Genomic DNA, 26,500 nt, shown 5'->3' with positions numbered 1-26,500 from the left:
GGTCACCGCCGCCGCGCCCGCGCCGCACTCATCGCGCACGGTAGCCTGGTGGACCACCAGCGGCGCCGCACCGACGCCGTCCCGGCCCGCGCGAAGGAGCTGCCGTGTCCACGCTGACGCCTCCCGAGGAGACCGGCCTGCGGGCCGTCGTCGCCGAGGACGAGACCCTCATCCGCCTCGACCTGGTGGAGGTGCTCACCGGGGCGGGCTACCGGGTGGTCGCCGAGGCCGGCGACGGCCGCGCCGCCGTCGAGGCCGTGCGCGAGCACCGCCCGGACATCGTGGTGATGGACGTGAAGATGCCCGTGATGGACGGCATCGCGGCTGCGGGCGAGATCGCCGGGGAACGGCTCGCCCCCGTGGTCATGCTGACCGCCTTCAGCCAGCGCGAGCTGGTGGAGCGCGCCCGGACCGCCGGGGCCATGGCCTACGTGGTCAAGCCCTTCACCGAGGCCGACCTGGTCCCCGCCATCGAACTGGCCGTGGCCCGCTTCGACGAGCTGCGCAGCCTCGAGGCCGAGGTGCGGGACCTGGGCGACCGCCTGGAGACCCGCAAGATCGTGGACCGGGCCAAGGCGCTGCTCCAGGAGCGGATGCGCCTGACCGAGGCCGAGTCCTTCCGCTGGATCCAGAAGACCTCCATGGACCGGCGCCTAGCCATGCGGGAGGTCGCGCAGGCCGTCATCGACCAGGTCGGCTGAGCGGCGCCCGCGCGCTCGTCAGAGCGGGGAGCGGGCCGGCCAGAAGCCGACCGGCTCGCGCGTCTGCGGCGAGGCGGCGGACGAGCCGCCCGCGGCGTCGTCGCCCACGCGGTGCACACGCAGCGTGTTCGTGGAGCCCACGGCCCCGGGAGGGGACCCGGCGGCGATCACCACGAGGTCGCCGTGCTCGGCGATGCCCTCCGACGTGAGCGACTGCTCGACCTGGAGGGTCATCTTGTCCGTGGAGTCCTGGAACGGGACCATCTTCGGGTAGACGCCCCACGTCAGGCACAGGATGTTGTGCGTGTGCTCGTGGTGGGTGAACGCGTAGATCGGCTGACGCGGCCGCAGGCGGCTGAGCCGACGGGCCGAGTCGCCGGACTCGGTGAACGTGGCGAGGAACGGGATCTCGAGCTGGTTCGCGACCTCGACGGCGGCCCGGGTGATCGCGCCGCCGCGCGTGCGGGGACGCGAGCCGAGCGGGTGGATGAGTTCGAGGCCGTGGGTCTCGGTGGACTCGATGATCCGGGCCATCGTCTGGACCGTCTCGACTGGATACGCGCCCACTGAGGTCTCGCCCGAGAGCATGACGGCGTCCGCGCCGTCGAGCACGGCGTTGGCGCAGTCCGAGGCCTCGGCGCGCGTCGGGCGCGGGCTGTCGATCATCGACTCGAGCACCTGGGTGGCCACGATGACCGGCTTCGCCCACCGGCGGGCGAGGTCCACCGCACGCTTCTGCACCACGGGCACGTCCTCGAGCGGCAGCTCCACACCGAGGTCGCCGCGGGCCACCATGATGGCGTCGAACGCGTCCACGATGGCCTCGAGGTTCTCCACCGCCTGGGGCTTCTCGATCTTGGCGATGACCGGGACCCGGCGCTCCTCCTCGTCCATGATCTCGTGCACCCGGTCCACGTCCGCGGCGTCCCGCACGAAGGACAGCGCCACCATGTCCACGCCGGTGCGCAGCGCCCAGCGCAGGTCGCGCTCGTCCTTCTCGGACAGGGCGGGCACGTTCACCGCCACGCCGGGCAGGTTGATCCCCTTGTTGTCCGAGACCATGCCCGGCACCTCGACCTCGGCCAGCACGTCCGTGTCCGTGACCTCGACGGCGCGCAGGCGCACCTTGCCGTCGTCCACCAGGAGCACGTCACCGGGGGCGACGTCCCCGGGCAGCCCCTTGTGGGTGGTGCCGACCAGCTCGCGGGTCCCGGGCACGTCCCGGGTGGTGATGGTGATCCGATCGCCCCTCTCGAGCAGATGCGGGCCGTCGGTGAAGCGGCCGAGGCGGATCTTGGGGCCCTGGAGGTCCGCGAAGATCGCGACCGGGCGCCGCTCCTCCACGCTGAGCCGGCGCACCCGCTCGAAGGAGGCCGCGTGCACCTCGTGGTCCCCGTGGCTCATGTTGAGGCGGACCACGTCCGCCCCCGCCCGGATGATCGAGCGGGTGGTCTCGTCGGAGTCGGTGGCGGGCCCGAAGGTGGCGATGATCTTGGCGTGTCGCATGCGACCCACGATAGGGGGCGGGCCCGCCCTCGGTGGAGGGCGGGCCCGCGTGGCGTCGGAAGATGAGACGGAGGACTCAGCCGAGGACGAGGCCGCGGTCGTCCGGGTCCACGGGGTGCGGCAGTCGGGACCAGCGCTCGAGCGACTCGTCGACCTCCTGCGCGCACGCACGCCCCTCGGCGATGGCCCAGACCACCAGGGAGGCGCCGCGCCCGGCGTCGCCGCACGCGAACACGCCCGGCTCGTCGGTCTCGTACCCGTCCTTCCGGGCCACGAGCCCGCGTGTCACGTGCACGCCGAGCTGCTGCGTGAGCAGCCCCTCCTCGATGCCGGTGAAGCCCAGCGCCAGCAGCACCAGGTCCGCCTGGACCTCGCGCTCGGTGCCCGCCTTGGGCCCGCGCGTGCCGTCCTCGCGGTACTCGGTCTCCGCCACGCGCAGGGCGCGCACGCGGCCGTGCTCGTCGCCGAGGAACTCGACCGTGGAGGCAAGGTGCGCGCGGGCGCCGCCCTCGGCGTCGGCCGTGGTCTGCTGGTGGACCTTGGGGATCGTGGGCCACGGCTGGTGGACGGGGCGCTCGACCGGCAGCTGCTGGCCGATCGCCAGCGTCGTCACGGACGCCGCCCCCTGGCGGTGCGCGGTGCCGATGCAGTCCGCGCCAGTGTCGCCGCCGCCGAGGATCACCACGTGGCGCCCCTCGGCGGAGATCTGGTCCGGGACCTCGTCGCCGGCGACCGCGCGGTTGGACTGCACGAGGTAGTCCATGGCGAGGTGGATCCCGTCGAGGCCGCGGCCGGGGACGGGCAGCTCGCGGGCCACGGGGGCGCCGGTCGCCACGATCACGGCGTCGAAGCGGGCCTTGAGCTGGTCCCAGGGCAGGTCGACGCCGATCTCCACGCCGGTGCGGAACCGGGTGCCCTCGGCCTCCATCTGCGCCAGGCGCCGGTCCAGGACGTCCTTCTCCAGCTTGAAGTCCGGGATGCCCAGCCGCAGCAGGCCGCCGAGGCGCTCGTCGCGCTCGTAGACCACCACGGTGAAGCCGGCGCGGGTGAGCTGCTGCGCCGCGGCCAGTCCCGCCGGGCCCGAGCCGACGACGGCCACGGTGTGGCCGTTCAGGCGGGCCGGCACGACCGGCTCGAGCCAGTCGTTGTCGAAGATCTGCTCCGCGATCGCCACCTCGGTCTGCTTGATGGTGACCGCGGGCTGGTTGATGCCCAGGGTGCAGGAGTCCTCGCACGGGGCGGGGCAGATCCGCCCGGTGACCTCGGGGAAGTTGTTGGTCGAGTGCAGTCGCGCGGCGGCCTCGTCCCAGCGTCCCCGCCGGACCAGGTCGTTCCACTCCGGGATGAGGTTGCCCAGCGGGCACCCGGAGTGGCAGAACGGGATGCCGCAGTCCATGCACCGGCCGGCCTGGGTGCGCACGATCGCCTCGTCCTGGCGGACGTACACGTCCTTGAAGTCCATGATGCGCACCGGCACTGGACGCGTGGGGCGCTCGACGCGCTCCCGGTTCTTCAGGAATCCGCGCGGATCAGCCACGGGTCACCTCCAGCAGTCGGTCCCAGACGGCCTCCCCGTCCGGGTCGAGTCCCTCGGCCGTCGCGGCCTGACGGGTGCGCAGCACGAGGTCGTACTGCCGGGGCAGGACGGTCGTGAAGCGGTCCCACGCGGCGTCGGCGGCGTCCCCGCCGGCCCGCAGGTCGGCGAGCAGCGCGGCGGCGACGGCGGAGCCCGTCTCCGCGCGGTGCAGCTCCAGCAGCTCGGCGATCCGCAGCCGGTCCTGCGCGGACGGCGCCTCGAGGATCAGGGCGTCCTCGCGGACGGCGAGTGGGTTCAGGTCCTCCCGGTCCAGGTCCAGCACCCAGGCCCGCCCGCCGGACATGCCGGCGGCGAGGTTGCGGCCGGTCTCGCCGAGGATCAGCGCCTCACCGCCGGTCATGTACTCCAGGCCGTGGTCGCCGATGCCCTCGGCCACCGCGGTGGCGCCGGAGTTGCGCACGAGGAACCGCTCCCCCACGCGGCCGCGCAGGAACAGCTGGCCCGAGGTGGCGCCGTAGCCGATCACGTTGCCGGCCACGGTGTTCTCCTCGGCCACGAACGGGGCCTCGGCGTCGGGGCGGACGATCACGCGTCCCCCCGACAGGCCCTTGCCGACGTAGTCGTTGGCGTCGCCCGAGAGCCGCAGGGTGACGCCGGCGGGCAGGAAGGCGCCGAGGGACTGGCCGGCCTCGCCCGTCAGGCGCACGGTGATCGTGTCGTCGTCCAGCTCGTCGGCGAGCCGCGTGCTCGTGACGTGGTAGCCCAGCAGCGTGCCCACGGACCGGTCCGTGTTCACGACGGCCTCGTCCATCACGACGGGCGTGCCCGTCGTGAGCGTGTCCCCCAGCCGGGCGATGAACCGGTGGTCGATGTGGGAGGCGAGGTCGTGGTCCTGCTCGGTGGTGCGGCGCATGGGCGCGTCCTCGTGGCCCGGACGCCGGCCGACGGAGGGGTCCGCGAGGATGCCCGAGAGGTCCAGGCCCTCGGACTTCCAGTGGTGCAGGGCCGCGTCCACGTCGAGCAGCTCGCGGTGGCCGATCGCCTCGTCGAGCGTGCGGAAGCCCAGCTGCGAGAGCAGCTCGCGGACCTCCTGCGCGATGAACTCGAAGAAGTTGACGACGAACTCGGGCTTGCCCGTGAAGCGCGCGCGCAGCTCGGGGTTCTGGGTGGCCACGCCCACGGGGCACGTGTCCAGGTGGCACACGCGCATCATGATGCAGCCGGAGACCACGAGCGGGGCGGTCGCGAAGCCGAACTCCTCGGCCCCGAGCAGTGCGGCGATCACGACGTCCCGGCCGGTCTTGAGCTGCCCGTCCACCTGGACGGTGACGCGCTCGCGCAGGCCGTTGAGCATGAGCGTCTGCTGCGCCTCGGCCAGGCCGATCTCCCACGGGGTGCCCGCGTGCTTGAGGGAGTTCAGCGGGGAGGCGCCCGTTCCGCCGTCGTGGCCGGAGATGAGCACGACGTCGGCGCGCGCCTTGGCGACGCCCGCGGCCACCGTGCCCACGCCGGACTCGGAGACGAGCTTGACGTGGACCCGCGCGGTCGGGTTGGCCCGCTTGAGGTCGTGGATCAGCTGCGCCAGGTCCTCGATCGAGTAGATGTCGTGGTGCGGCGGCGGCGACACCAGGGAGACGCCCGGGGTCGAGTGCCGCGTGCGGGCGACCCACGGGTACACCTTGGTCCCCATCAGCTGGCCGCCCTCGCCGGGTTTGGCGCCCTGGGCCATCTTGATCTGCAGGTCGGTCGCGGTGGCCAGGTACAGGCTGGTGACGCCGAACCGGCCCGAGGCGATCTGCTTGATCTTCGAGCGGCGCTCCGGGTCCAGCAGGCGCTCGGGGTCCTCGCCGCCCTCGCCCGAGTTCGAGCGGGCGCCGAGGCGGTTCATGGCGATCGCGAGGGTCTCGTGCGCCTCCTGCGAGATGGAGCCGTAGGACATCGCGCCGGTGGAGAAGCGGCGCACGATCGACTCGACGGGCTCCACCTCGGAGACGGGCACCGGCGGCCGCTCGCCCGTACGCAGGCGCATGAGCCCGCGCAGGGTCATGAGCTCCTCCGCCTGGTCGTCCACGCGACGCGTGTAGTCCTTGAAGACGTCGTAGCGCCGCTCCCGCGTGGAGTGCTGGAGGCGGAACACGGTCTCGGGGTTGAACAGGTGCGGCGCGCCCTCGCGCCGCCACTGGTACTCGCCGCCCACCTCGAGCTCGCGGTACGGGTTGATGTCGTTGCCGTCCGGCGGATACGCGAACTCGTGGCGCGCCTGGATCTCGGCGGCGACGACGTCGATGCCCACGCCGTCGAGCGGGCTCGTGGTGCCCACGAAGTAGCGGTCCACGAAGCGCCGGGACAGGCCGAGCGCCTCGAACGTCTGGGCGCCGGTGTAGGAGGCGACCGTGGAGATGCCCATTTTGGACATGATCTTCTGGACGCCCTTGCCGAGCGCCTTGATCAGGTTCGCCACGGCCTGCTCGGCGGTGACGCCCGAGACCTCCCCCGTGCGCACGAGCTCCTCGGCGGACTCCATGGCCAGGTACGGGTTGACCGCGGAGGCCCCGTAGCCGAGCAGGACGGCCACATGGTGGACCTCGCGCACGTCGCCCGCCTCGACGATCAGCGAGCTCTTGGTGCGGTTGGCCGAGGCCAGCAGGTGGTGGTGCACGGCGGAGGTCAGCAGCAGGGACGGGATCGGCGCCCACTGGGCGGTGGCGCCGCGGTCGGACAGCACCACGTACTCCACGCCGCGGTTGACGGCGGCCGAGACCTGCTCGCAGATCGCCTTCAGCTGGGCGCGGAGCTCCTCGACGCCTCCGGCCACCCGGTACACGCCGTTCACCTTGAGGGTCAGGCGGGTGCCGTCGGCGTCGCGCAGGTGCTGGATGCGGGCCAGCTGGTCGTTGTCGATCACGGGGAACGGGACGTCGACCTGGCGGGTGCGCACCTGCTCGAGGGAGAGCACGTTGCCCTGCGGGCCGATCGCGGTGCGCATCGAGGTCACCTGCTCCTCGCGGATCGCGTCGAGCGGCGGGTTCGTCACCTGGGCGAAGGACTGCACGAAGTAGTCGAAGAGCAGCCGGGGCCGCTTGGCGAGGACGGCGATGGGCGTGTCCGTGCCCATCGCACCGAGCGGCTCGGCGCCCGTCTGGGCCATCGGCCCGACGAGGATGCGCAGCTCCTCCGAGGTGTACCCGAAGATGCGCTGACGCTGCAGGATCGACTCGGAGGTGTGGCGGACGTGCTCGCGCTCGGGGAGCGACTCCAGGTCCAGGAGGTTCTGGCGCACCCAGTCCTCCCACGGCTGGGCGGAGGCGACCTCGGCCTTGATCTCGTCGTCGCCGATGATCCGGCCCTGCTCGGTGTCCACGAGGAACATGCGCCCCGGGGCCACGCGCCCCTTGCGCACCACCGCCGAGGGCTCGATCGGCACGACGCCGACCTCGGAGGCCAGGACGACGAGGCCGTCGTCGGTGACCCACCAGCGGGCGGGGCGCAGGCCGTTGCGGTCCAGCACGGCGCCCACCTGGGTGCCGTCGGAGAAGGCGACGGCGGCCGGTCCGTCCCAGGGCTCCATGAGCATGGAGTGGTACTGGTAGAAGGCGCGGCGGGCCGGGTCCATGGTCGCGTGGTTCTCCCACGCCTCCGGGATAATCATCATGATCGCCTGGGTGAGCGGGCGCCCGGAGAGCATGAGCAGCTCCGCGACCTCGTCGAAGGAGGCCGAGTCCGAGCCGATGGGGCTGATCAGCGGGAACAGGTCCTCGGGGACCTCGCCGAGCATCGGGTGCTTGAGCTGGCCCTGACGGGCGCGCATCCAGTTGCGGTTGCCCTTGACCGTGTTGATCTCGCCGTTGTGCGCGATGGTGCGGAACGGCTGGGCCAGCGGCCACGAGGGGAACGTGTTGGTGGAGAACCGCGAGTGGACCACGCCCAGCCGGGTGGTGAACCGCTCGTCGGAGAGGTCCGGGTAGAACGGCTCCAGCTGGGCCGTCGTCAGCATGCCCTTGTAGACGATCGTCTGGGACGAGAGCGAGGGGAAATAGACGCCGGCGCGGGACTGGGCGCGGCGGCGCACCCGCCACGCCCGCACGTCCAGCGACTGCCCCGGCTCGGTGCCGTCCTGACCGTCCGCCAGGGACAGGAACAGCTGCTCGAACGCGGGCATGGCCGCCCGGGAGCCGACGCCCAGGGCCGAGGGGTCGGTGGGCACCTCGCGCCACGCCAGGACCTGCAGCCCCTCCTCCTCGGCCAGCCGCTCGACGGCCTCCTTCGCCTCGGCGCGCTCGCCGTCGACGGGCGGCAGGAAGGCGGTGCCGGCGACGTACTCGCCCACGGGGGGCAGCTCGGCGTCGACGACGGCACGGAACAGCTCGTCGGGGATCTGGGTCAGCAGGCCGGCGCCGTCGCCGGTGCCCTCGTCGGCGCCCACCGCCCCGCGGTGCTCGAGCGCGCGCAGGGCGGTCAGCGCGTGCTGGACGATGTCGTGGCCCGGGGTGCCCCGCAGGGTGGCGATGACGGCGAGGCCGCAGTTCTCGGTCTCCCGGGACGGGTCGTAGAGGCCCTGGGCGGCGGGGACGTCCGCATAGCGGACGAAGGGATCCACCGGTCCCCCCGCGCGGGGGGCCGAGGCGGGCGAGGATGCCACGGGCATGGTGCCGTCCTTTCCGGAGAGCAGGGTTCGGACGGGGACGGCGCTGGCCCCGACGCTCGGGGCCGACGGCCCCGAGGTGGAAGAGACGCTACCGGGCGCGACGTCCCACTGTGCGGAACCGGACGTTCTGTGACACGCCGAATGTCCACCATGTGGGACACCGGGGCCCCGGGCGCCCCTCGCGGGCGCGCCGGGGAGCGGGTCAGCGCCGGACGGCGTCGTCCTCCGCCGCGCCCACGGCGTGGGACCCGGAGCGGCCCGCGGCGACGGCGGCGCCGTCGTCGCCCTCGGGGGCGTGCCCGGCGCGCCACACGCTCTGGTGGGCGTGGGGGCCGGCGGCCGCGCCGCGATGGCGCAGCAGGATCCCGACGATGAACGCGAGGGCGATGACGAACACCAGCAGGGACGTCCACACGTTGAGCCGCTGGGTGACGCCGAAGAGCGTGACCATCTCGGCGTCGTCGATGCGCAGCATCTCGATCCACGTGCGGCCCGCGGTGTACCAGGCGACGTAGGACCACAGCATGAGGCCGTGGCGCAGGTGCAGCGCGCGGTCCACGAGGAGCAGCAGCGCGACCCCGGCCAGGTTCCACAGGCACTCGTAGAGGAACGTGGGGTGGAACAGCGTGTCCGGGGCGTAGCCGGCCGGGAAGTTCGGGCTGGCCGGGTCGACCTCGAGCCCCCAGGGCAGGGTCGTCGGGCCGCCGAAGAGCTCCTGGTTGAACCAGTTGCCCCACCGGCCGATGGCCTGGGCCAGCAGGATGCCCGGCGCGACGACGTCGCCGAAGGCCGTCAGCCGCAGCCCGTAGCGGCGGCACGCGATCCACGCGCCCACGGCGCCGAGGGCGATCGCGCCCCAGATGCCCAGTCCACCGTTCCACACGTACAGGATCTGGATCGGGTCGCCCGTGCCGTCGAAGCCGGGCCCGAAGTACCGGTCCGGTGAGGAGAACACGTGGTAGAGCCGACCGCCCACGAAGCCGAACGGGATGGCCCACAGGGCGATGTCGAGCACACGGTCCTCGGGGCCGCCGCGGGCGCGCCACCGACGCTCGGCGAGCCACAGCGCCAGGACGATGCCCAGGATGATGCACAGCGCGTACGCGTGGATCTTCACCGGGCCCAGCTGGAACCCGTCCCACCCGGGGGCGGGGAAGGCGGCGAGCGGGGCCAGGGCGGCGGTCACCCTCAGCCCTCTCGGACCGTGCCGGCGGCGAGCTCGCGGGTCAGCGTGCCCACGGCCTGCGGCCCGCCGTCCGTCAGCGCGCGCACCAGGGCCGTGCCGACGATCGCGCCGTCGGCGTAGGCGCCGATCTCGCGGACGTGCGCGGCCCGGGAGACGCCGAGGCCAACGCACACGTGCTCCGCCCCGGCATCCTGAGCCCGGCGGACCACGGTCTCGGCCACGGTGGACACCGCGTCGCGGGCGCCGGTGACGCCCATGACCGACACGGCGTACACGAAGCCGCGGGAGGAGTCGACGGTGAGGCGCACCCGCTCGTCCGTGGACGAGGGCGCGGTGAGGAACACGCGGTCCAGGCCGTGACGGTCCGAGGCCTCCATCCAGGCGCCGGCCTCCTCGGGCACGAGGTCAGGGGTGACGAGACCGGCGCCCCCGGCCTCGGCGAGGCGGCGCGCGAACTCGTCGACGCCCATGCGGTCCACGAGGTTCCAGTACGTCATCACCAGCACCGCGGCGTCAGTGCGCTGGGTCACCCGTCGGATGATGTCGAACACGTCGGCCACGTGGAAACCCGCCTGCAGGGCGGCCTGGGTCGCGGCCTGGATCACGGGGCCGTCCATCACGGGGTCCGTGTAGGGCAGGCCCAGCTCGATGACATCGGCGCCGTTCTCCGCGGCGGCGACGACGGCCTCGACGCACTCGTCCACGGACGGGTAGCCGGCCGGCAGGAAGGCGACGAGGCCGGTGCGGCCGGCCGCCTTCGCGGCATCCAGGGCCGCGGCGGTCTTGGAGTGCACGGTCATGCCGGTCACTGCTCCTCTCCGGGGGTCATCTCCTCGAGCGGGTCCTTCTCCTCCGTGGCCGTGCCGAGGCCGAACCAGGCCGCCGCGGTGGCGACGTCCTTGTCCCCGCGGCCGGAGAGGTTCACGATGATGATCCGCTCCTCCCCCTCCGGGGCGTCCGGCCCCACGAGGCCCTCGTCCGCCCAGCGGCGGGCCAGGCGCAGCGCACCGGCCAGGGCGTGGGCCGACTCGATGGCGGGCGTGATGCCCTCGGTGCGCGTGAGCCGGAGGAAGGCGTCCATGCACTCGGTGTCCGAGACCGGCTCGTAGACGGCGCGGCCCGTGTCGTGCAGGAAGGCGTGCTCCGGGCCGACGGCCGGGTAGTCCAGGCCGGCGGAGATCGAGTGGGAGTCGATCGTCTGCCCGTCCTCGTCCTGCATCAGGTACGTGCGGGCGCCGTGCAGCACGCCGGTGCGTCCGAGCGTGATGGACGCGGCGTGGCGACCGGTCTCGAGGCCCTCGCCCCCGGCCTCGAAGCCGTAGAGCTCCACCTCAGGGTCGTCGAGGAAGCCGTGGAACAGGCCCATCGCGTTGGACCCGCCGCCCACGCACGCCGCGACGGCGTCCGGCAGGCGGCCGGCCTGCGCCAGGATCTGCTCGCGGGCCTCCTCGCCGATCACGGAGTGGAAGTAGCGCACCATGGCGGGGAACGGGTGCGGGCCCGTGACCGTGCCCATCAGGTAATGCGTGGTGTCCACGGAGGCGACCCAGTCCCGCAGGGCCTCGTTGATCGCGTCCTTCAGGGTGCGGGCGCCGATCGCCACGGGCACCACCTCGGCGCCGAGCATCTGCATGCGCGCCACGTTCAGGGCCTGGCGGCGGGTGTCCTCCTCCCCCATGTACACGGTGCACTCCATGCCGAACAGCGCGGCCGCCGTCGCCGTGGCCACGCCGTGCTGGCCGGCGCCGGTCTCCGCGATCAGACGCGTCTTGCCCATGCGACGGGCGAGCAGCGCCTGGCCGATCACGTTGTTGATCTTGTGCGAGCCGGTGTGGTTGAGGTCCTCGCGCTTGAGGAAGATGCGCACGCCGGGGGTGTCCGAGGCGAACCGCGGCACCTCGCTCAACAGGGAGGGCCGGTTCACGTAGTCCCGGAACAGGGTCCGCAGCTCGGCCTCGAAGGCGGGGTCCTGCCGCGCCTCCTCGTAGGTGCGGGTGAGCTCCTGCAGCGCGGCCATGAGGGACTCGGGCATCCACTGCCCCCCGTAGTCGCCGAAGTAGGGCCCGGCCTGACCCTGATACGGCCCCTCGAACTCGATCGCGGGCTCGGTGCTCGGACGGTCGGCGCTCATGGCGACCACGCTCCTCGGGTCTGGTTCGGTCAGCGGACGGTGAGGGACGCGGCGCGGAACGCGCGCAGCGCCTCCTCGGGGGCGCCGTGGCGCACGAGGGCCTCGCCCACGAGCACGACGTCGGCGCCCGCGGCGGCGTAGGCCTTGATCTGCTCCTCGGACTCGACGCCCGACTCGGCGACCCGGACGACGTCCTCGGGCAGCCCGTCGGCCAGCGCGGCGTAGCGGGCCGGGTCGACGTCGAGGGTCTTGAGGTTGCGCACATTGACGCCGAGGATGCGGGCGCCGGCGGCGACGCCGCGCTCGATCTCCTCGGGCGTGTGGGCCTCCACGAGGGCGTGCATGCCCAGGGACTCGGTGAGCTGCAGGAAGCCGGCCAGCTCGGCGTCGTCGAGGGCGGCCACGATCAGCAGGACCAGGTCGGCCCCGTGGGCGCGGGCCTCGTGGATCTGGTACTCGGTGACGGTGAAGTCCTTGCGCAGGACCGGCAGATCGACGGCGGCACGCACGGCGTCCAGGTCGGCCAGGCTGCCGCCGAAGCGGCGGGCCTCGGTGAGCACGGAGACGGCACTGGCGCCGCCGCGCTCGTACGCGCGGGCCAGGGTGGCCGGCTCGGGGATCTCGGCGAGCGCCCCCTTGGAGGGGCTCGCCCGCTTCACCTCGGAGATCACCCGGATCCCCGCGGGGTCGGTGCGTCCGCCGTGCAGGGCCGCGTGGGCGTCACGCGGCGCGGGGGCGGCGGCCACCAGCTCGGACAGGCGCGCCTCGGGCAGGGCACGGCGGCGAGGCTCGAGGTCCTCACGGACGCCGTCGATGATCTCCTGGAGGACGGACACGCGGATCAGTGACCGTGCTGGCCGCGACCCGCGCCGGCCTTGCCGGCGACGATGCCCACGACGACGCCCACGGCCATCAGGGCCACGCCGATCCAGACGACGACGCTCCAGTCGGCGAGCAGGCCGACGCAGCCGGCGACGAAGCCGACGAGCACGAGCGCCACCATGGCCCACGCGCCGGGCGAGTTGCCGTGGCCGGGCAGCTCGAGGTGGGTCGGGTCGTTGAGCACCAGGCCGTCCTCGGTGACGACGACGTCCTCGACGGCGCCGCGGCGGGCGGCGCGACGGGTGGTGGGCTCGGTGTGCGCGGTGTTCGCGGTGTGGCTCATGGCTGTCCCTCACTGGTGCGTGGTGTACATGACGACTGTCCCTCATTGTGCCATGCGGGCACGGGACCGGGCCCGCGTGACCCGGGACGACCCGGGCGGTGCGGGGCGGTCCGAGAGACGGGCGCTCACGTGGGGTCGTTGCCGCGGGACAGCTCGTCCCACGCGTCCATCTGGTCCACGCGCCGGCGCTGGGCCGCCTCGCGGGCGGACTGCGCGGGCTGCTCCCCGGCGGCGGCCGGGCCGGGCTCGGAGGCCGCAGGCGCCTTCTCGTAGCGCCGGGACGAACGCCAGCCACGGCCCGCCAGTGCCGCCACGACGCCGCACAGCGCCGCGAGCACGCCGCCGGCCGCCGCGACCCACGGCCACGCCGTCACTGCGTAGTCCTGCGCGAGCGCGGTGGTCCCGGTCGCGTCGGCGACCGCGGCGGCCGCCGTCGTCGCCGGATCCAGGGCGGCGGTGACCGAGGTCGAGGCGATCACGACCCCGGCCAGCGCCATGAGCACGCCGACGATCACGGCGCCGAGGCGCCGGGCGGTGGTCAGGGCGAGGGCACCGGCCATCACGACCAGGGCCATGGCGGTGGCGACGGGCGCGGCGGCGCCGCCCGACGTCGTCGCCTCGGAGGCGATCCCGCCGGACAGGCCCGTGGCGGTCACCCAGGTGCGGCCCGCCGTGAGCAGCACGAGCGCGCCGGCGGCCAGCGCGGCGAGGACCACGGTGCGGCGGCGCATCACGCCTGCCCCAGCTCGCCCGCGGTCAGCACGGACCGCAGCGGCGCCGTCGCCTTGGTGACGGTCTCGGCAGTCTCGGCGTCGGGATCGGAGTCGGCGACGATGCCGGCGCCGGCCTGCACATGTGCCTGGCCGCGGTGCAGCGTGGCCGAGCGGATGTTGATCGCCATGTCCATGTTGCCCGCCAGGTCGAAGTAGCCGACGACGCCGCCGTAGGGCCCGCGCTCGGTCGGCTCCCACTCGTCCAGCAGCTGCAGGGCGCGGGGCTTCGGGGCACCGGACAGCGTGCCAGCGGGGAAGGCGGCGCGGAGGACGTCGAGCGCGTCGACGTCGTCGCGCATGCGGCCCTCCACATGCGAGACCAGGTGGAGGATGTGGCTGAACGCCTCGAGCTCCATGAACTGGGTGACCTCGACGGTGCCGGGGCGGCACACGCGCGAGAGGTCGTTGCGGGAGAGGTCCACGAGCATGAGGTGTTCGGCCCGCTCCTTCTCGTCCTCCAGCAGGTCCTTGCCGAGGAGGCGGTCGTCCTTCTCGGTGGCCCCGCGCCGCCGTGAGCCGGCGATCGGATGGGTGACCACGCGGCGGTCCCGCACGGTCACGAGCGCCTCGGGCGAGGAGCCCACGATCTCGTACGGCTCCCCGTCCGGGGTCTCGAAGGAGAAGAGGTACATGTAGGGGCTCGGGTTCACCGTGCGCAGGACGCGGTACACGTCCAGACCGGTGGCGTCCGTGGTGACCGAGAGACGGCGGGAGACGACGGCCTGGAACACGTCGCCGTCGCGGATCGCCCGCTGGGCCTTCGCGACAGCCTCGCGGAAGCCTTCGGCACCCCACCGGTCCTCGGCCTGGGCGGCGACCTCGTCCGCGTCCGCCTCGAGCCAGCGGCGCGGGACGTCGCTGACCGGGTCCGCGGCCGGGGCGGCCAGGCGCTCGGCCATCGCGTCCAGGCGGGCGAGCGCGTCGTCGTAGGCGCGGTCCGCACCGGTGGCCAGGCCGTTGCCGTTCACCGCGTTGGCGATCAGCGTCACGGTGCCGTCGAGGGCATCGTGCACGGCCAGGTCGGTGACGAGGTTCATCGCGAGGTCGGGCAGGCCGAGGTGGTCCTCGGGCGGGTGCGGCAGGCGCTCCCACGCGCGGACCGTGTTCCACCCCAGGAAGCCGGCCATGCCGGAGACGAGGTGCGGCAGAACGCCTCCGACCTCGGCGCGCACGTCCGTGCGCAGCAGGCGCAGGCACGCCGCGAGCACGTCCAGGGCTCGGCCCTGCGTGGGCAGCCCCTCGGGCGGGGTGCCCTGCCAATGCGCCTCGCCGTCCCGCGAGGTCAGGGTGACGGCGGAGCCGGCCCCGATGAAGCTGTACCGGGACCAGGCCGCCCCCGGGGTGGCGGACTCCATCAGGAAGGTGCCGGGGCGGGAGCCAGCCAGGCGCCGATGGATCGCCAGCGGCGTGAGGCCGTCCGCCAGCACCGTGCGGACCACGGGGATCACGCGGGCGGTGTCCGCCAGACGCAGGAACTCCGCACGGGAGGGAGTGGTGGCGGCGGTCATCGGGCGGCCTCCTCGGGGTCGACGGCGGCCGGCGGCATGACGAGCTCGCGGCCGGTGAAGCAGGTGCGGGTGCCCGTGTGGCAGGCGGGGCCGGTCTGGTCCACGGTGAGCAGCAGGGTGTCGCCGTCGCAGTCCGCGTGGACCGCGCGCACCCGCTGCAGGTGGCCCGAGGTCTCCCCCTTGCGCCACAGCTCGCCGCGCGAGCGGGACCAGTAGGTGGCCCAGCCGGTCTCGAGCGTCGCGCGCAGGGACTCCGCGTTCATCCACGCCATCATGAGCACCTCGCCGGTGCCCTCCTGCTGGGCGATGGCGGGCACCAGGCCCCGGTCGTCGAAGGTCACGGTGGCCACGAGGTCGTCGGGCGGGGAGATGCTCATGGAGGTCCAGTCTAGGGAGCCGGAGCGGGGCGTGGCCGCCGGGGTCAGCGGACGGTGTGCCCCGCCTGCCGCAGGGCGTCCTTGACGCGGGCGAGCATGTCGTCCGGGCCGAAGTGGAACAGGGAGGCGGCGAGCACCGCGTCCGCACCGGCCGCGACGGCGGGCGGGAAGTGCTCGGGCTCGCCGGCGCCGCCGGAGGCGATCAGCGGCACGCGCGTCACGGCGCGCACGTCCCGGATCATCTCCAGGTCGAAGCCCTCGCGGGTGCCGTCCGCGTCGATCGAGTTGAGCAGGATCTCCCCCACGCCGCGCTCGGAGGCCTCACGGCACCAGGCGACGGCGTCGATGCCGGTGCCGCGGCGTCCGCCGTGGGTGGTGACCTCATAGCCGGAGGCGCAGCCCGGGTCCTCCGTGCGCCGGGCGTCGAGGGAGAGCACGAGGACCTGGGACCCGAAGCGGCGGGTGATCTCCGTGATCAGCTCGGGCCGGGCCACGGCGGCGGTGTTGACGGAGACCTTGTCCGCCCCCGTGCGCAGCAGCCGGTCCACGTCCTCGACGGTGCGTACGCCGCCGCCCACGGTCAGCGGGATGAAGACCTCCTCGGCCGTGCGGGTCACGACGTCGTAGGTCGTGGCGCGGTCCGAGGTGGAGGCGGTGACGTCGAGGAACGTGATCTCGTCGGCGCCGGCGGCGTTGTAGCGGCGGGCGAGCTCGACCGGGTCGCCCGCGTCGCGCAGGTTCTCGAAGTTCACGCCCTTGACCACACGCCCGGCGTCCACGTCCAGGCAGGGGATGACACGCACGGCGAGGCTCACGTCGGCTCCTTCGTCTCGGGGGGCTCGGGCGGGACGGCGCGGGCCGTCAGAGGCGGATCGCGTGGATCGCGGAGATCAGGATGCCGCGGGCGCCCAGGGCGTACAGCTCGTCCATGACGCGGTTGGCGTCCGGCTTGCGGACCATGGAGCGCACGGCGACCATCGTCTCGTCCCGCAGCGGGGAGACCGTCGGTGACTCCAGCCCCGGGGTGACCGCGGTGGCCGCCTCCAGCAGGTCACGACGGATGTCGTAGTCGATCATGACCCACCGGCGGGCCACGAGCACGCCCTTGAGGCGGCGCAGCAACACGTCGAGGCCCTCGGGGCGCTCCCCCGCGCGGCCGATCAGCACGGCCTCCGAGTCGAGGATGGGCTCGCCGAAGACCTCCATGCTGGCGGCGCGCAGGGTGCTGCCGGTCTCCACGACGTCGGCGATCGCGTCCGCCACGCCGAGCTTGACGGAGGACTCCACGGCGCCGTCGAGGTGCACCACCGTGGCGTCCAGGCCGGTGCGGGCCAGGTAGTCGGAGAGCAGGCCGTCGTAGCTCGTGGCGATGCGCTTGCCGGCGAGCTGCTCGGCGGAGGTGAAGGAGCCGACGGGGGCGGCGAGACGGAACACGGAGCGGCCGAAGCCGAGCGCCATGATCTCCTCGGCGGTGTCCCCCACCTGCGCGTCGCAGAACAGGTCGCGGCCGGTCAGGCCGACGTCGAGGGTGCCCTGGCCGACGTACACGGCGATGTCCCGGGGACGCAGGTAGAAGAACTCGACGTTGTTCTCGGGGTCCACGAGGACGAGCTCGCGGGAGTCCCGGCGTTGCCGGTAGCCGGCCTCGGTCAGGATCTCACGGGCGGACTCGGACAGGGCGCCCTTGTTGGGCACGGCGATGCGCAGCACGCGTCGGTCTCCTCGGGGTGCGGTGGGGCGGGCGGGGAACGGGGCCGGCGGCCTCAGAGGTGGCGGTAGACGTCCTCGAGGCTGATGCCGCGGGCGATCATCATGGTCTGCACGTGGTACAGCAGCTGCGAGATCTCCTCGGCGGCGGCCTCATCCGACTCGTACTCGGCGGCCATCCAGACCTCGGCCGCCTCCTCGACGACCTTCTTGCCGATCGCATGGACGCCGGCGTCGATCTGGGCCACGGTGCCGGAGCCCTCGGGGCGCTCCTGCACCTTGCGCGTCAGTTCCGCGTACAGCTCGTCGAAGGTCTTCACGGGACCACCCTAGCTGTTGTGGGTCATGAGGTTCTTGCCACGGGGTACGGGCTGAGATGAGACGAGCGGGCCCCTGCCGCAGGATGGAAGTTCCTACACCACCCACCTGCCCGAAAAGACCCACTCATGACTCACGCTAACGCACCCCTGACCCCCACCGGCCGTCTCAGGATGGTCCACCGCCACCTGCACGACGGGATCCCGCAGGCACACGTGGCCGCCGAGTTCCGCGTCAGTCGGCCCACGGTGGCCACCTGGGTCGCCCGCTACCGCGCCGAAGGCGAGGCAGGACTGCAAGACCGGTCGAGCCGGCCCCATCGCTCACCTGCCCGGCTCGACCCCGCGATCGTGGCCGAGCTGGAGGCCCTGCGCCGGGCCGAGAAGTGGTCCGCCCGGCGCATCCATCACCACCTCGTCTCCGAAGGCCACCAGCTGTGCTTGCGCACCGTGGGGAGGTGGATGCACCGGCTGGGCATCTCCCGGTTGCGAGACCTCGCGCCCACGGGTGAGGACCTGCGCCAACGACCACAGAAGATCACCGCCCGCGGCCCGGGGCACATGGTGCACCTGGACGTGAAGAAAATCGGACGCATCCCCGAGGGGGGAGGCTGGCGTGCTCACGGACGGGACTCCGAGAACGCGCGAGCAGCCAAACGCGGGCCTGGCCGACGGGTCGGCTACACCTACCTGCACTCGGCGATCGACGGGTACACCCGCCTGGCCTACACCGAGGCGTTGGAGGACGAGCGGGCGGCCACGACCGTGAGCTTCTACTGCCGGGCGCGGGCGTTCTTCGCCGCCCACGGCATCACCGTGGACCGGGTGATCACGGACAACGGGAACAACTATCGGGCTGCGGACTTCACCGCCAAGGTGGTCTCGCTCGGGGGCCGGCACCACCGGATCCGCCCCTACACCCCGCGCCATAACGGGAAGGTCGAACGGTACAACCGGCTGATGGTCGATGAGGTCCTCTACGCCCGCCCGTATACCTCAGAGACAGCTCGGCGTGAGGCGCTGGCCGTGTGGGTGAACCACTACAACTACCATCGGCCTCATACCTCCTGCGGGAACGCCCCGCCGGCCTCGTTGGCCCCGGCCCGAGTCAACAACGTCATGACCTCCTACACCTAGCGACCCGACCAGTCCAGCCCGGACCGCAGTCGGTCATTGTGACGGACGGGACGGCGGGGTCTTCGCCACGCGCTGCACCTGGATGCATCCTTCTTCCACGAGAGTCAGATTCCAGGGGAACCGTCTTGCAGGCCGAGACGCCCACATCACTGTCGGAGTTCTGAAAAGCCCCCCGCTGCATCAACAATCCATGTCGCTTTTTACGCAGAATAAATTACCCTCTCTTCAATTTCTGCGATTTTCCCAAGTGAGGATGATGGGATGAACCAAGGTCTGGTCAAGTGGTTGACGACCGATCGCGCGGCTTCCTCGAAAAGCGTCCGAATCAACAACGGATGGAAACGCTCGGATGGAGATCCACACCACCGCGGGTCGTCGGCATACCCCAGTGGTCGATGGGCCTGACCAAGCGGGCAAACTATTCAGGCGATGTGAGTCAATAACATTTGATAAACGCCGAGTAGATTTGGCGGACATTTCTCATGCAACTTTAAGTCTATGCGCCCGAGGATTAATTAAAAGCCAGGTAAGGTATCTTCTGGCTGACATCGAACCTGTGCGCCATCTCGGCCGTTGAGATACCCATCTCAGCAATCGCCTTCGATTGCCTCGCACGGGTACACCCGATGGGACATCGTGGCGGGCAGAGGCGGGATGCCGGCTGCGAGGCCACACCCCCATCTTGCCCTGAGACCGATTACCGGTGGTAGCGTACCGCCATTATTCATTCGACCCCTTATGGAGCCCCTGAATACATGAGCGACGGCCCAGCCGCCTGCCCTGGTGACAGTCCGAGCGTCACCCCCACCCCACCCCGCAGCTGGCGGGGTCGCCTGCACCTCGTGGGGAGGTGACTCAGGCATGGATCCAGTCCTGACACTGATCCTCGGATCCCTCATCATCCTGGCGATCATCGCCGCCAACGGCTTCTTCGTGGCCCAGGAATTCGCGTACATGTCTGTAGACCGCGTCCGCCTGCAGACCGCCGCCAAGGCCGGCGACCGCGCCGCCGCCCGCGCACTGCAGGTCACTCGCCGCACCTCCTTCATGCTCTCCGGCGCGCAGCTGGGGATCACGGTCACAGGCCTCATGGTGGGCTACGTGGCAGAGCCGATGGTGGGTGCGGCCCTGACCGAGTTGCTCGGCGGCACCGCACTGCCTTCTGAAGTGGTCATCGCCATCTCCACGCTGGGCGTACTGGTGGTGGCCACCCTGGTGCAGATGATCATCGGCGAGCTGTACCCCAAGAATTTGGCCATCGCCAACCCCGAGCCCCTGGCCCGCGCTCTGGCCCGGCCCACACAGATCTACCTCGGCCTGTTCGGCTGGCTCATCTGGGTCTTCGACAAGGCGGCCGAGGTGCTGCTCAAGCTCCTGCGCATCGAGCCAGTGCACGACGTCGACAGCACCGCCTCCGCCGAGGACCTGGACCGCATTGCCCTGGACTCCAGAGCTTCCGGATCCTTGCCCGCGGAGGTCTCCGTCCTGATCGACCGGGTGCTGGACTTCCCAGACCAGGACGTGCAGCACGCGATGGTGCCCCGCTCGCGTGTGGACGAGGTTCAGCCCCAGACCTCCCTGGCTCAGGTGCGCGACCTGATGGCCACCGGCCACACCCGCTACCCGGTGATCTCGAACGAACACGAACCGCTCGGGGTAGTCCACCTCACCGACCTGCTCGGTGAGACCCGGATGGCCCCGGACACCCCCGTGTCCGCCCTGATGCGCCCTGCACTGGTGCTGCCCACGATGATGTCCCTGCCCGACGCAGCCCGGGAGCTCGACGGCTCAGGGCAGCAGATGGCGTGCATCGTGGACGAGTTCGGCGGCTTCGTCGGCGTGCTCACAGTGGAAGACCTCGCGGAGGAGCTCGTGGGCGAGCTCACGGACGAGCACGACCTGCACCCCCAGGAGGAGATCACCGCCACAGGCCTGCACTCCTGGGTCCTGAGCGCAGAGGCCCACCTGGACGAGCTCGAGCGCCTCGTCGGGCACCCCCTGCCCGTGACCGAGGCCGAGTCCGCCGCCGGTCTGACCATCGACGCTCTGGGCCGTCTGCCCCGGGAAGGCGAGGTCATCACGATCGACCTGCCCGAGGACCCACGAGACTTCGGGGCTGAGGAGGTCTACGACCGCCACCTGCAGGTCGAGGTCCTCTCCATCCAACGCAGGGTCCCGGCTCGACTGCGGATCCACCTCATCGAGGTGGCCCGCTCTGACACCGCCGGCAGCCATGCCGCCCACGAGGCCCAGCCCGACGCCACCACGGACGAGGAGCGATGATGCACGGTCCACTGATCGTCATGCTCGTGACCACAGCGCTGATCGTGCTCAGCGCGATCTTCGTCATCATGGAGTTCTCCCTGCTGGGCGCCCGCCGGCACCGGCTAGAGGCCGAGGCAGGACGCAGCCGCGCCGCGCGGGCCGCTCTCAAGGGAGTCGACGAGCTGACCCTCATGCTCGCCGCAGCCCAGTTGGGCATCACCTTGTGCACCTTCGCCCTGGGGGCGATCACCAAGCCGGCCGTCGACGCATGGCTCGGCCCCGTCCTGGAGGACTGGGGCATCCCCGCAGCGGCAGCCGGAACCGCCTCCTTCGTCCTGTCCTTGCTGGCCGTGACCTTCCTTCACCTGGTCATCGGGGAGATGGCCCCCAAGTCCTGGGCCATTGCCCACCCCGAGACCGCAGCCAAAGCCGTGGCCGTGCCCGCACGCGCCTTCGTCTGGACCGTTCGCCCCCTGCTGCTGCTGGCCAACCGGCTGGCCAACCGCCTGGTGACCCTCAGCGGCGTCACCCCCGTGGACCAAGCCGCCGTGGGCGGCTACGACGCAGCGGCCATTCGTCAGCTGGTTGAGCACTCCGCCGCCGCCGGCACCCTGGACCGGCAGAACCATGAAGCCTTGGCCGGTGCCCTGGACCTTCAGACCCTCACTCTCGGGGACCTCCTCCCCCAGGGTCAGCACCCGGTCAAGGTCGCCCCCGACGCCGACGTCGAGGCGGTCCAGAATGCCGCTGCGTGCTCAGGGCACTTGCGTATCCTGGTCCAGCCGGACCATACCCCTGAGAGCGTTCCGGGCGTCGTCCACGTGCGGGACACCCTCACGATGGAGCCTTCTGCGCCAATCCAGCCGCTTATCCAGCAGGCTCTGACGCTGCCCTCCACCACACCGTTGCACGAAGCACTTGCCTCCATGCGCCGCAACAGCCGCCAGCTGGCCGCAGTAACCCAGGACAACCGGTTCACTGGGGTCGTCACCCTCACCGACGTCTTGCGCGGAGTGTTGCCCCGCGCGGCTTGAGTCCACACCTCGGCAACACCACCGCGGGGGCCGCTGAAACGGCCCCCGCGGTGGTGTGGACAAAGAATCAGAATCGGCACAGTGGCCTCGCCCCCCATTCCGGCCTCAATGGGCTCAGTCATGCTCCGACTCACGGGCGTGTAACGGCTAAATCGGTCGTTTGTGGCGGCTGCTCGGTGTGCCGCCCGGTGTCATGTGTGGCTTGCGCCGCTATATGGCGGGGTTCTGTCGGAGCTCAGTGGCGGCCTCCAAGCACGCGGGCAAGAGGGCGCTGCGAGTGAGGCTCACGTTCCGCAAGCCGATCCTTCACCGGGACAGCGGCCGACGGCAGGCCGGAGGAATAGGCGTCGCGATAGGGTGCACCCCGCGCAACAGAACCGTTGCGAAAGGTCTAACACCCCAACGCAACAGAGTGGGCCGCCATGCGCTGCCACGGGCCCGTGAACTTCGGTGTCACAGGTAGCGGCAGACATCCTCGGGGGAGCACGTGGCCGGGTCGCCGGCGGCGGCGTCCTCGCGCAGGTCGGCGATCGTGGTGCGTAGCTGCGCGAGCTCGGCGAGTTGCCGGTCGATCACATCAAGGCGGGTGTCGAGCAGGTCGGTGACGTGCCGGCAGGGGGCCTGCCCCCGGTCGCGGATGTCCAGCACCTGACCGATCTGGGCCAGGGTCAGCCCGGCCGCTTGCCCCCGGCGGATGAAGTCCAGCCGGTCGAGCACCTCGGCGCCGTAGTCCCGGTAGCCCGCCGGGGTGCGGTCCGCGGCGGGTAGCAGCCCGACCTCCTCGTAGTACCGCAGGGTCTTGCTCGTCGTGCCCGACGCCCGAGCCACCTCACCGATCCGCATGCCACTCATTCTCCCCCTTGACCTTCCAGTGCACTGGAAGGTCGATCCTGAGGGCGATGAAGGAGGAGTTCATGACGGCAACGGCTAACAGCAGGTCGTATGACCTGGCAATGATCGGGTTCGGTGGGGCGGCGTTCGCGGCCGCGATCCGCGCCACCAACCTCGGCAGACGGGTGGTGATGATCGAGCGTGGCACCGTCGGCGGTACCTGCGTGAACACCGGGTGCGTGCCCTCCAAGGCCTTGCTCGCGACCGCCGAGGCCCGCCACGTCACACTCGACGCCTCCCGGTTCCCCGGCCTGCCGCTCCCCGAAGTCCGGCCGGTCGACATGCCCGCCTTGATCGCCGGCAAGGATCGGCTCGTCGGGTCACTGCGTGGCGAGAAGTACCTGGACCTGGCCACCGAGTACGGATGGGATCTCCACCCCGGGGACGCCACGTTCGTCGGCACACCCAGCGAGCCGGCACTGCGCGTCACCGGCCCTGACGGCACGGTGGAGACGGTCCGGGCCGCGCACTACCTCATCGCCACCGGCTCCAGGCCCTGGGCGCCGCCGGTCCCCGGCCTGCAGGAGGCCGGTTACCTGACCTCGACCACCGCGATGGAACTGGACCACGTCCCGGAGTCGCTGCTGGTCATCGGCGGCGGCTACGTCGCGATGGAGCAGGCCCAGCTCTTCGCTCGGCTCGGCGTCCGGGTCACCATGCTGGTCCGCTCACGGCTGGCGTCCCAGGAAGAACCCGAGGCGTCCACCGCCCTGGATGAGATCTTCACGGACGAAGGCATCCAGATCATCCGCGGCGCGGTGCCCAGCGCGGTCCGCCGCGACCCGGCCACCGGCGAGGTCACGGTCACTGCCACCACCACTGACGGCTCACAGGAACTCCGGGCGGCCGAGGTACTCGTCGCCACCGGGCGCCGCCCGGTCACCGCCACGCTCGGTCTCGACACCGTCGACGTGCGCACCGGCGACCACGGCGAGGTGGTTGTCGACAGCCATCTGCGCAGCACCAACCCGCGCGTCTGGGCTGCCGGTGACGTCACCGCCCACCGTCAGTTCGTGTACGTCGCCGCGGCCCACGGCGCCCTCGTCGCCGACAACGCCCTCACCGGCGCCGGCCTCGAGGTCGACTACCGCCACCTGCCCCGGGTCGTGTTCACCAGCCCCGCCCTGGCCGCCGTCGGGATGACCGAACGGCAGGCCTCCGCTGCCGGGATCCGCTACGACAGCCGTGTCCTGTCACTCGCGCACGTCCCACGCGCGATCGTCAACCGCGACACCCGCGGGTTCATCAAGATGGTCACCGACGCCGACACCGGCCGCATCATCGGCATTACCGCCCTGGCCCAGGACGCCGGCGACCTCGCCGCCGCCGGGGTCTACATGCTCGAGGCCGGCATGACCACCAGCCAGGTCGCCAACCTCTGGAGCCCCTACCTGACCATGGCCGAAGGCCTCAAGCTCACCGCGCAGGCCTTCACCACCGACATCGCCAAGCTCTCCTGCTGCGCGGCGTGAACCTGCCCCGCACACAGGGACACCGATAGGGGACCGCCTCGCCCCGGGGCGCGAGACAAGAAAATGGGCGCCGATCAGCCCTACTTACTGGCACCCCTGCGTATCGGACCTGCAACCACCGGGGAGTTCAGTCGATGCAAGAACTCCCGTCCCAGGCCTATATCTGGACGTCTTCACGACCTCTACGTGCTCGACCCGACGAGGACAGCACTGGACGACGCGATGACCGCCTTGCGGCGCCGCCATGAGGCCGCGGTCCGTTTGGGCCGCGTCACCGCACCACCATGACCACGATCGTCACCACGTAAGCCGCGGCGACCAGACCGATCCCCAGCAGGGTGAGCACCACCCCGCGCCGGGCCGGCCGCTGGCCCTCGTCCGGCCCGGGGCCCTTGCCGTGCTTCGCGGCCATCGCGCGCTCCTAAGACGTTGCTCAAGCATGTGCGGCTCTCGCGAGCGGGCTTCCGTGCCGAGTGCTACCAGCTCAGGTCGTGACAGCCGTCGCTGCCGGCGCCCTCCACCTGCAAGGTGGCATGGGCGATACCGTAACGGTCGCGCAGCACCCGGCGCGCGCCGGCAAGCACGGCGCCGTGGTCCGCGCCCTGGTCAGCGACCAGGTGGGCCGTGGCCACGTTCATCCCCGACGTCAGGGTCCACAGGTGCAGGTCGTGGACCTCCTCCACCCCCTCGACCGCGTCCAGGTCACCGGCGACGTCCTCCGGGTCCACCCCTTCCGGGGCGTGCTGGCCCAGCACCGCGATCACCTGCCTGCCCAGAACCACCGCCCGGATGATGACGAAGACCGCGATGAGCGCCGCGACCACGACGTCCCAGATCGGCTGGCCGGTGAGAATGATCAGCACGCCGGCGACCATGACACCCACCGACCCGGCGGCGTCGGCGATCACCTCGTAGTAGGCGCCCTTGACGTTCAGGCTGTCCTTGGCCCCGCTGCGCAGCAGCAGCATGGAGATGATGTTGATCACCAGGCCGGCGAAGCCGACCGCGAGCATGGCGCCGGAGGCCACCTCCGGCGCGTCGCCCAGCCGGCTGATGGCCTCGACCACCACGTACACCCCGACCGCGAGCATCGCCAGCACCGCCAACGCCGAGGCGAACACCTCGGCCCGGTAGGAGCCATAGGTGCGTCGCCCCGTGGAGTCCGGCCGGCTCGCGATGCGCGTCGCCAGCAGCGCCGCACCCAGCACCACCACATCGGCAGCCATGTGCCCGGCATCCGACAGCAGCGCCAACGACCCCGACACCAGCCCCGCGACCAGCTCGATCAGGAAGAAGCCCGCCGTCAGGGCGAACGCCCCCGCCAGCCGCCGACGGTAGCGGCCACCGGCACGCCCGGTCGCCGGGGCATGGCTGTGTCCCGCCCCCATCAGCCCTGCCCCTCGTGGCGGGCGTGCTCACGGGAGACGTCCAGCAGCATCCGCACATGCCCGTCAGCGAGGCGGTAGTACACCATCCGCCCCTCCCGGCGGTTCTCGACCACCCCAGCGGTACGCAGCACCCGCAGCACCTGGGACACCGACGCCTCCGCGACATCGACCGACGCCGCCAGGTCACACACGCACAGCTCGCCGGCCTCCAGCAACGCATACAGCGCCCGGGCACGGCGCGGGTCCCCCAGGAGCTTGAACAGCCCGGCCAACCTGCCGGCCTCGCGCTCGTCGGGGATCCTCTCCCGGGTCAGCGCCACCTTCTCCGGATGGACGGCGGTGACCTGACACGAATCCAACGGCGTCACACTCATGCCACGACCATACACCTATGCAGATATCAGCAGCGGGAGCCACACACGAGAGGTCAGCAGGTTCTGTATGGTCAGCGCATGCTGACTATTGCTTCGCGGCTGGACGTGATGAACCGGCTGGGCCGGGCGATGGCCGACCCGACCCGCTCCCGCATCCTCATGACACTCCTCGAGGGCCCGAGCTACCCGGCGGTACTCGCCCGCGACCTAGGGCGTGTCTGAGAATAGATGCACGAGTCAGCTGAGACCCTGGGGGCATGTCCCGGTTCCAGATGCTCTCCGACGCCCAATGGGAGTTGATCGCCCCGATGCTCCCGACCCGGACCGGCCGCGCCGGCAGGCCGTTCGCCGACGCCCGCACCATGGTGGAGGCCATCATCTACCGA

The 26,500-nt window shown here is 71.6% G+C and carries 24 protein-coding genes and 1 pseudogene; 7 read left to right on the top strand and 18 right to left on the bottom strand.

Annotated features, from left to right (window positions below; genetic code table 11):
• Window positions 1-104: 104 nt before the first annotated feature.
• The gene (locus tag ACFI33_RS05640) at window positions 105-701 is read left to right on the top strand and encodes an ANTAR domain-containing response regulator (RefSeq protein WP_036338626.1); all 597 of its coding nucleotides are present in this window, start codon (window positions 105-107) and stop codon (window positions 699-701) included.
• An 18-nt stretch (window positions 702-719) separates the two neighbouring features.
• On the opposite strand, the gene pyk is transcribed toward ACFI33_RS05640, so the two are convergent.
• The 14 genes from pyk to ACFI33_RS05570 all read right to left on the bottom strand — a co-directional run bounded on the left by pyk (window position 720) and on the right by ACFI33_RS05570 (window position 17,556).
• Window positions 720-2,207: a pyruvate kinase gene (gene pyk / locus ACFI33_RS05635; protein ID WP_036338629.1), complete on the bottom strand. Its 1,488-nt coding sequence runs from the start codon at window positions 2,205-2,207 to the stop codon at window positions 720-722.
• Between the two features lie 76 nt (window positions 2,208-2,283).
• Window positions 2,284-3,744, bottom strand: a complete 1,461-nt coding sequence (locus ACFI33_RS05630) for a glutamate synthase subunit beta (RefSeq protein ID WP_010078754.1) — start codon at window positions 3,742-3,744, stop codon at window positions 2,284-2,286.
• Entirely contained in the window at window positions 3,737-8,389 is a 4,653-nt protein-coding gene (gene gltB, locus ACFI33_RS05625; protein ID WP_036338633.1) for a glutamate synthase large subunit, read from the bottom strand. The genes ACFI33_RS05630 and gltB overlap by 8 nt, the downstream gene beginning before the upstream one ends.
• A gap of 202 nt (window positions 8,390-8,591) precedes the next feature.
• Window positions 8,592-9,575: a prolipoprotein diacylglyceryl transferase gene (gene lgt / locus ACFI33_RS05620; protein WP_010078757.1), complete on the bottom strand. Its 984-nt coding sequence runs from the start codon at window positions 9,573-9,575 to the stop codon at window positions 8,592-8,594.
• 2 nt (window positions 9,576-9,577) lie between these two features.
• Complete coding sequence (trpA, locus tag ACFI33_RS05615; RefSeq protein ID WP_036338636.1) at window positions 9,578-10,384, bottom strand: tryptophan synthase subunit alpha; 807 nt, start codon at window positions 10,382-10,384, stop codon at window positions 9,578-9,580.
• On the bottom strand, window positions 10,381-11,706 hold the full coding sequence (trpB, locus tag ACFI33_RS05610) for a tryptophan synthase subunit beta (RefSeq protein ID WP_036338639.1): 1,326 nt from the start codon (window positions 11,704-11,706) through the stop codon (window positions 10,381-10,383). The genes trpA and trpB overlap by 4 nt, the downstream gene beginning before the upstream one ends.
• 29 nt (window positions 11,707-11,735) lie before the next feature.
• Complete coding sequence (gene trpC, locus ACFI33_RS05605) at window positions 11,736-12,542, bottom strand: indole-3-glycerol phosphate synthase TrpC (protein ID WP_036338642.1); 807 nt, start codon at window positions 12,540-12,542, stop codon at window positions 11,736-11,738.
• Between the two features lie 5 nt (window positions 12,543-12,547).
• Window positions 12,548-12,871 carry an HGxxPAAW family protein gene (locus tag ACFI33_RS05600; protein WP_036338645.1) on the bottom strand — a complete coding sequence of 108 codons (324 nt, stop codon included), beginning with the start codon at window positions 12,869-12,871 and terminating at the stop codon, window positions 12,548-12,550.
• Window positions 12,872-12,996: 125 nt separating this feature from the next.
• A complete protein-coding gene (locus tag ACFI33_RS05595; RefSeq protein ID WP_036338648.1) occupies window positions 12,997-13,602 on the bottom strand; it encodes a Trp biosynthesis-associated membrane protein in 606 nt (201 codons plus the stop codon).
• A complete protein-coding gene (locus ACFI33_RS05590; RefSeq protein ID WP_036338651.1) occupies window positions 13,602-15,152 on the bottom strand; it encodes an anthranilate synthase component I in 1,551 nt (516 codons plus the stop codon). Before ACFI33_RS05590 ends, ACFI33_RS05595 begins: the two co-directional genes overlap by 1 nt.
• Window positions 15,149-15,529 carry a phosphoribosyl-AMP cyclohydrolase gene (gene hisI / locus ACFI33_RS05585; protein WP_095346679.1) on the bottom strand — a complete coding sequence of 127 codons (381 nt, stop codon included), beginning with the start codon at window positions 15,527-15,529 and terminating at the stop codon, window positions 15,149-15,151. Before hisI ends, ACFI33_RS05590 begins: the two co-directional genes overlap by 4 nt.
• A gap of 44 nt (window positions 15,530-15,573) precedes the next feature.
• Window positions 15,574-16,344: an imidazole glycerol phosphate synthase subunit HisF gene (gene hisF, locus ACFI33_RS05580; RefSeq protein ID WP_010078765.1), complete on the bottom strand. Its 771-nt coding sequence runs from the start codon at window positions 16,342-16,344 to the stop codon at window positions 15,574-15,576.
• 46 nt (window positions 16,345-16,390) lie between these two features.
• A complete protein-coding gene (hisG, locus tag ACFI33_RS05575; protein ID WP_020627974.1) occupies window positions 16,391-17,239 on the bottom strand; it encodes an ATP phosphoribosyltransferase in 849 nt (282 codons plus the stop codon).
• Window positions 17,240-17,292: 53 nt separating this feature from the next.
• Complete coding sequence (locus ACFI33_RS05570) at window positions 17,293-17,556, bottom strand: phosphoribosyl-ATP diphosphatase (RefSeq protein WP_010078767.1); 264 nt, start codon at window positions 17,554-17,556, stop codon at window positions 17,293-17,295.
• Window positions 17,557-17,682: 126 nt separating this feature from the next.
• Here ACFI33_RS05570 and ACFI33_RS05565 point away from each other — a divergent pair, with 126 nt between their 5' ends.
• The 3 genes from ACFI33_RS05565 (at window position 17,683) to ACFI33_RS05555 (ending at window position 21,989) form a co-directional block, all read left to right on the top strand.
• Entirely contained in the window at window positions 17,683-18,690 is a 1,008-nt protein-coding gene (locus tag ACFI33_RS05565) for an IS481 family transposase (protein WP_203552523.1), read from the top strand.
• 861 nt (window positions 18,691-19,551) lie between these two features.
• Window positions 19,552-20,973, top strand: coding sequence for a hemolysin family protein (locus ACFI33_RS05560; RefSeq protein ID WP_462623814.1), 1,422 nt, complete (start codon window positions 19,552-19,554; stop codon window positions 20,971-20,973).
• Entirely contained in the window at window positions 20,973-21,989 is a 1,017-nt protein-coding gene (locus ACFI33_RS05555) for a CNNM domain-containing protein (protein ID WP_036337237.1), read from the top strand. Before ACFI33_RS05560 ends, ACFI33_RS05555 begins: the two co-directional genes overlap by 1 nt.
• A 453-nt stretch (window positions 21,990-22,442) precedes the next feature.
• Here ACFI33_RS05555 and ACFI33_RS05550 read toward each other — a convergent pair whose 3' ends face one another.
• Entirely contained in the window at window positions 22,443-22,832 is a 390-nt protein-coding gene (locus tag ACFI33_RS05550; RefSeq protein ID WP_036382791.1) for a heavy metal-responsive transcriptional regulator, read from the bottom strand.
• A 56-nt stretch (window positions 22,833-22,888) separates the two neighbouring features.
• Between ACFI33_RS05550 and merA the strand changes: the two genes are divergently transcribed.
• Window positions 22,889-24,352 (top strand): mercury(II) reductase, encoded by a 1,464-nt coding sequence (gene merA, locus ACFI33_RS05545; RefSeq protein ID WP_049146770.1) that lies wholly within the window; start codon window positions 22,889-22,891, stop codon window positions 24,350-24,352.
• 271 nt (window positions 24,353-24,623) lie between these two features.
• Here the strand turns inward: merA and ACFI33_RS05540 are convergent, their stop codons facing one another.
• The 3 genes from ACFI33_RS05540 to ACFI33_RS05530 all read right to left on the bottom strand — a co-directional run bounded on the left by ACFI33_RS05540 (window position 24,624) and on the right by ACFI33_RS05530 (window position 26,114).
• Complete coding sequence (locus ACFI33_RS05540) at window positions 24,624-24,764, bottom strand: hypothetical protein (RefSeq protein WP_165381393.1); 141 nt, start codon at window positions 24,762-24,764, stop codon at window positions 24,624-24,626.
• 64 nt (window positions 24,765-24,828) lie between these two features.
• Window positions 24,829-25,740, bottom strand: coding sequence for a cation diffusion facilitator family transporter (locus ACFI33_RS05535; protein WP_134416934.1), 912 nt, complete (start codon window positions 25,738-25,740; stop codon window positions 24,829-24,831).
• Window positions 25,740-26,114, bottom strand: coding sequence for an ArsR/SmtB family transcription factor (locus ACFI33_RS05530; protein WP_044659923.1), 375 nt, complete (start codon window positions 26,112-26,114; stop codon window positions 25,740-25,742). The genes ACFI33_RS05535 and ACFI33_RS05530 overlap by 1 nt, the downstream gene beginning before the upstream one ends.
• A gap of 78 nt (window positions 26,115-26,192) precedes the next feature.
• Between ACFI33_RS05530 and ACFI33_RS05525 the strand changes: the two are divergent.
• Together ACFI33_RS05525 and ACFI33_RS05520 are read left to right on the top strand one after the other, a co-directional pair.
• Window positions 26,193-26,324, top strand: a pseudogene (locus ACFI33_RS05525) (ArsR family transcriptional regulator); the annotation flags it as partial.
• Window positions 26,325-26,371: 47 nt separating this feature from the next.
• On the top strand, window positions 26,372-26,500 hold a 129-nt coding region (locus ACFI33_RS05520; protein ID WP_036316572.1), incomplete at its 3' end, for a transposase.

This window comes from Micrococcus sp. PSi08 (genome assembly GCF_054960655.1).
Note: the sequence above shows the minus strand (reverse complement) of the source record. Positions and strands in the feature narration are given on the sequence as shown.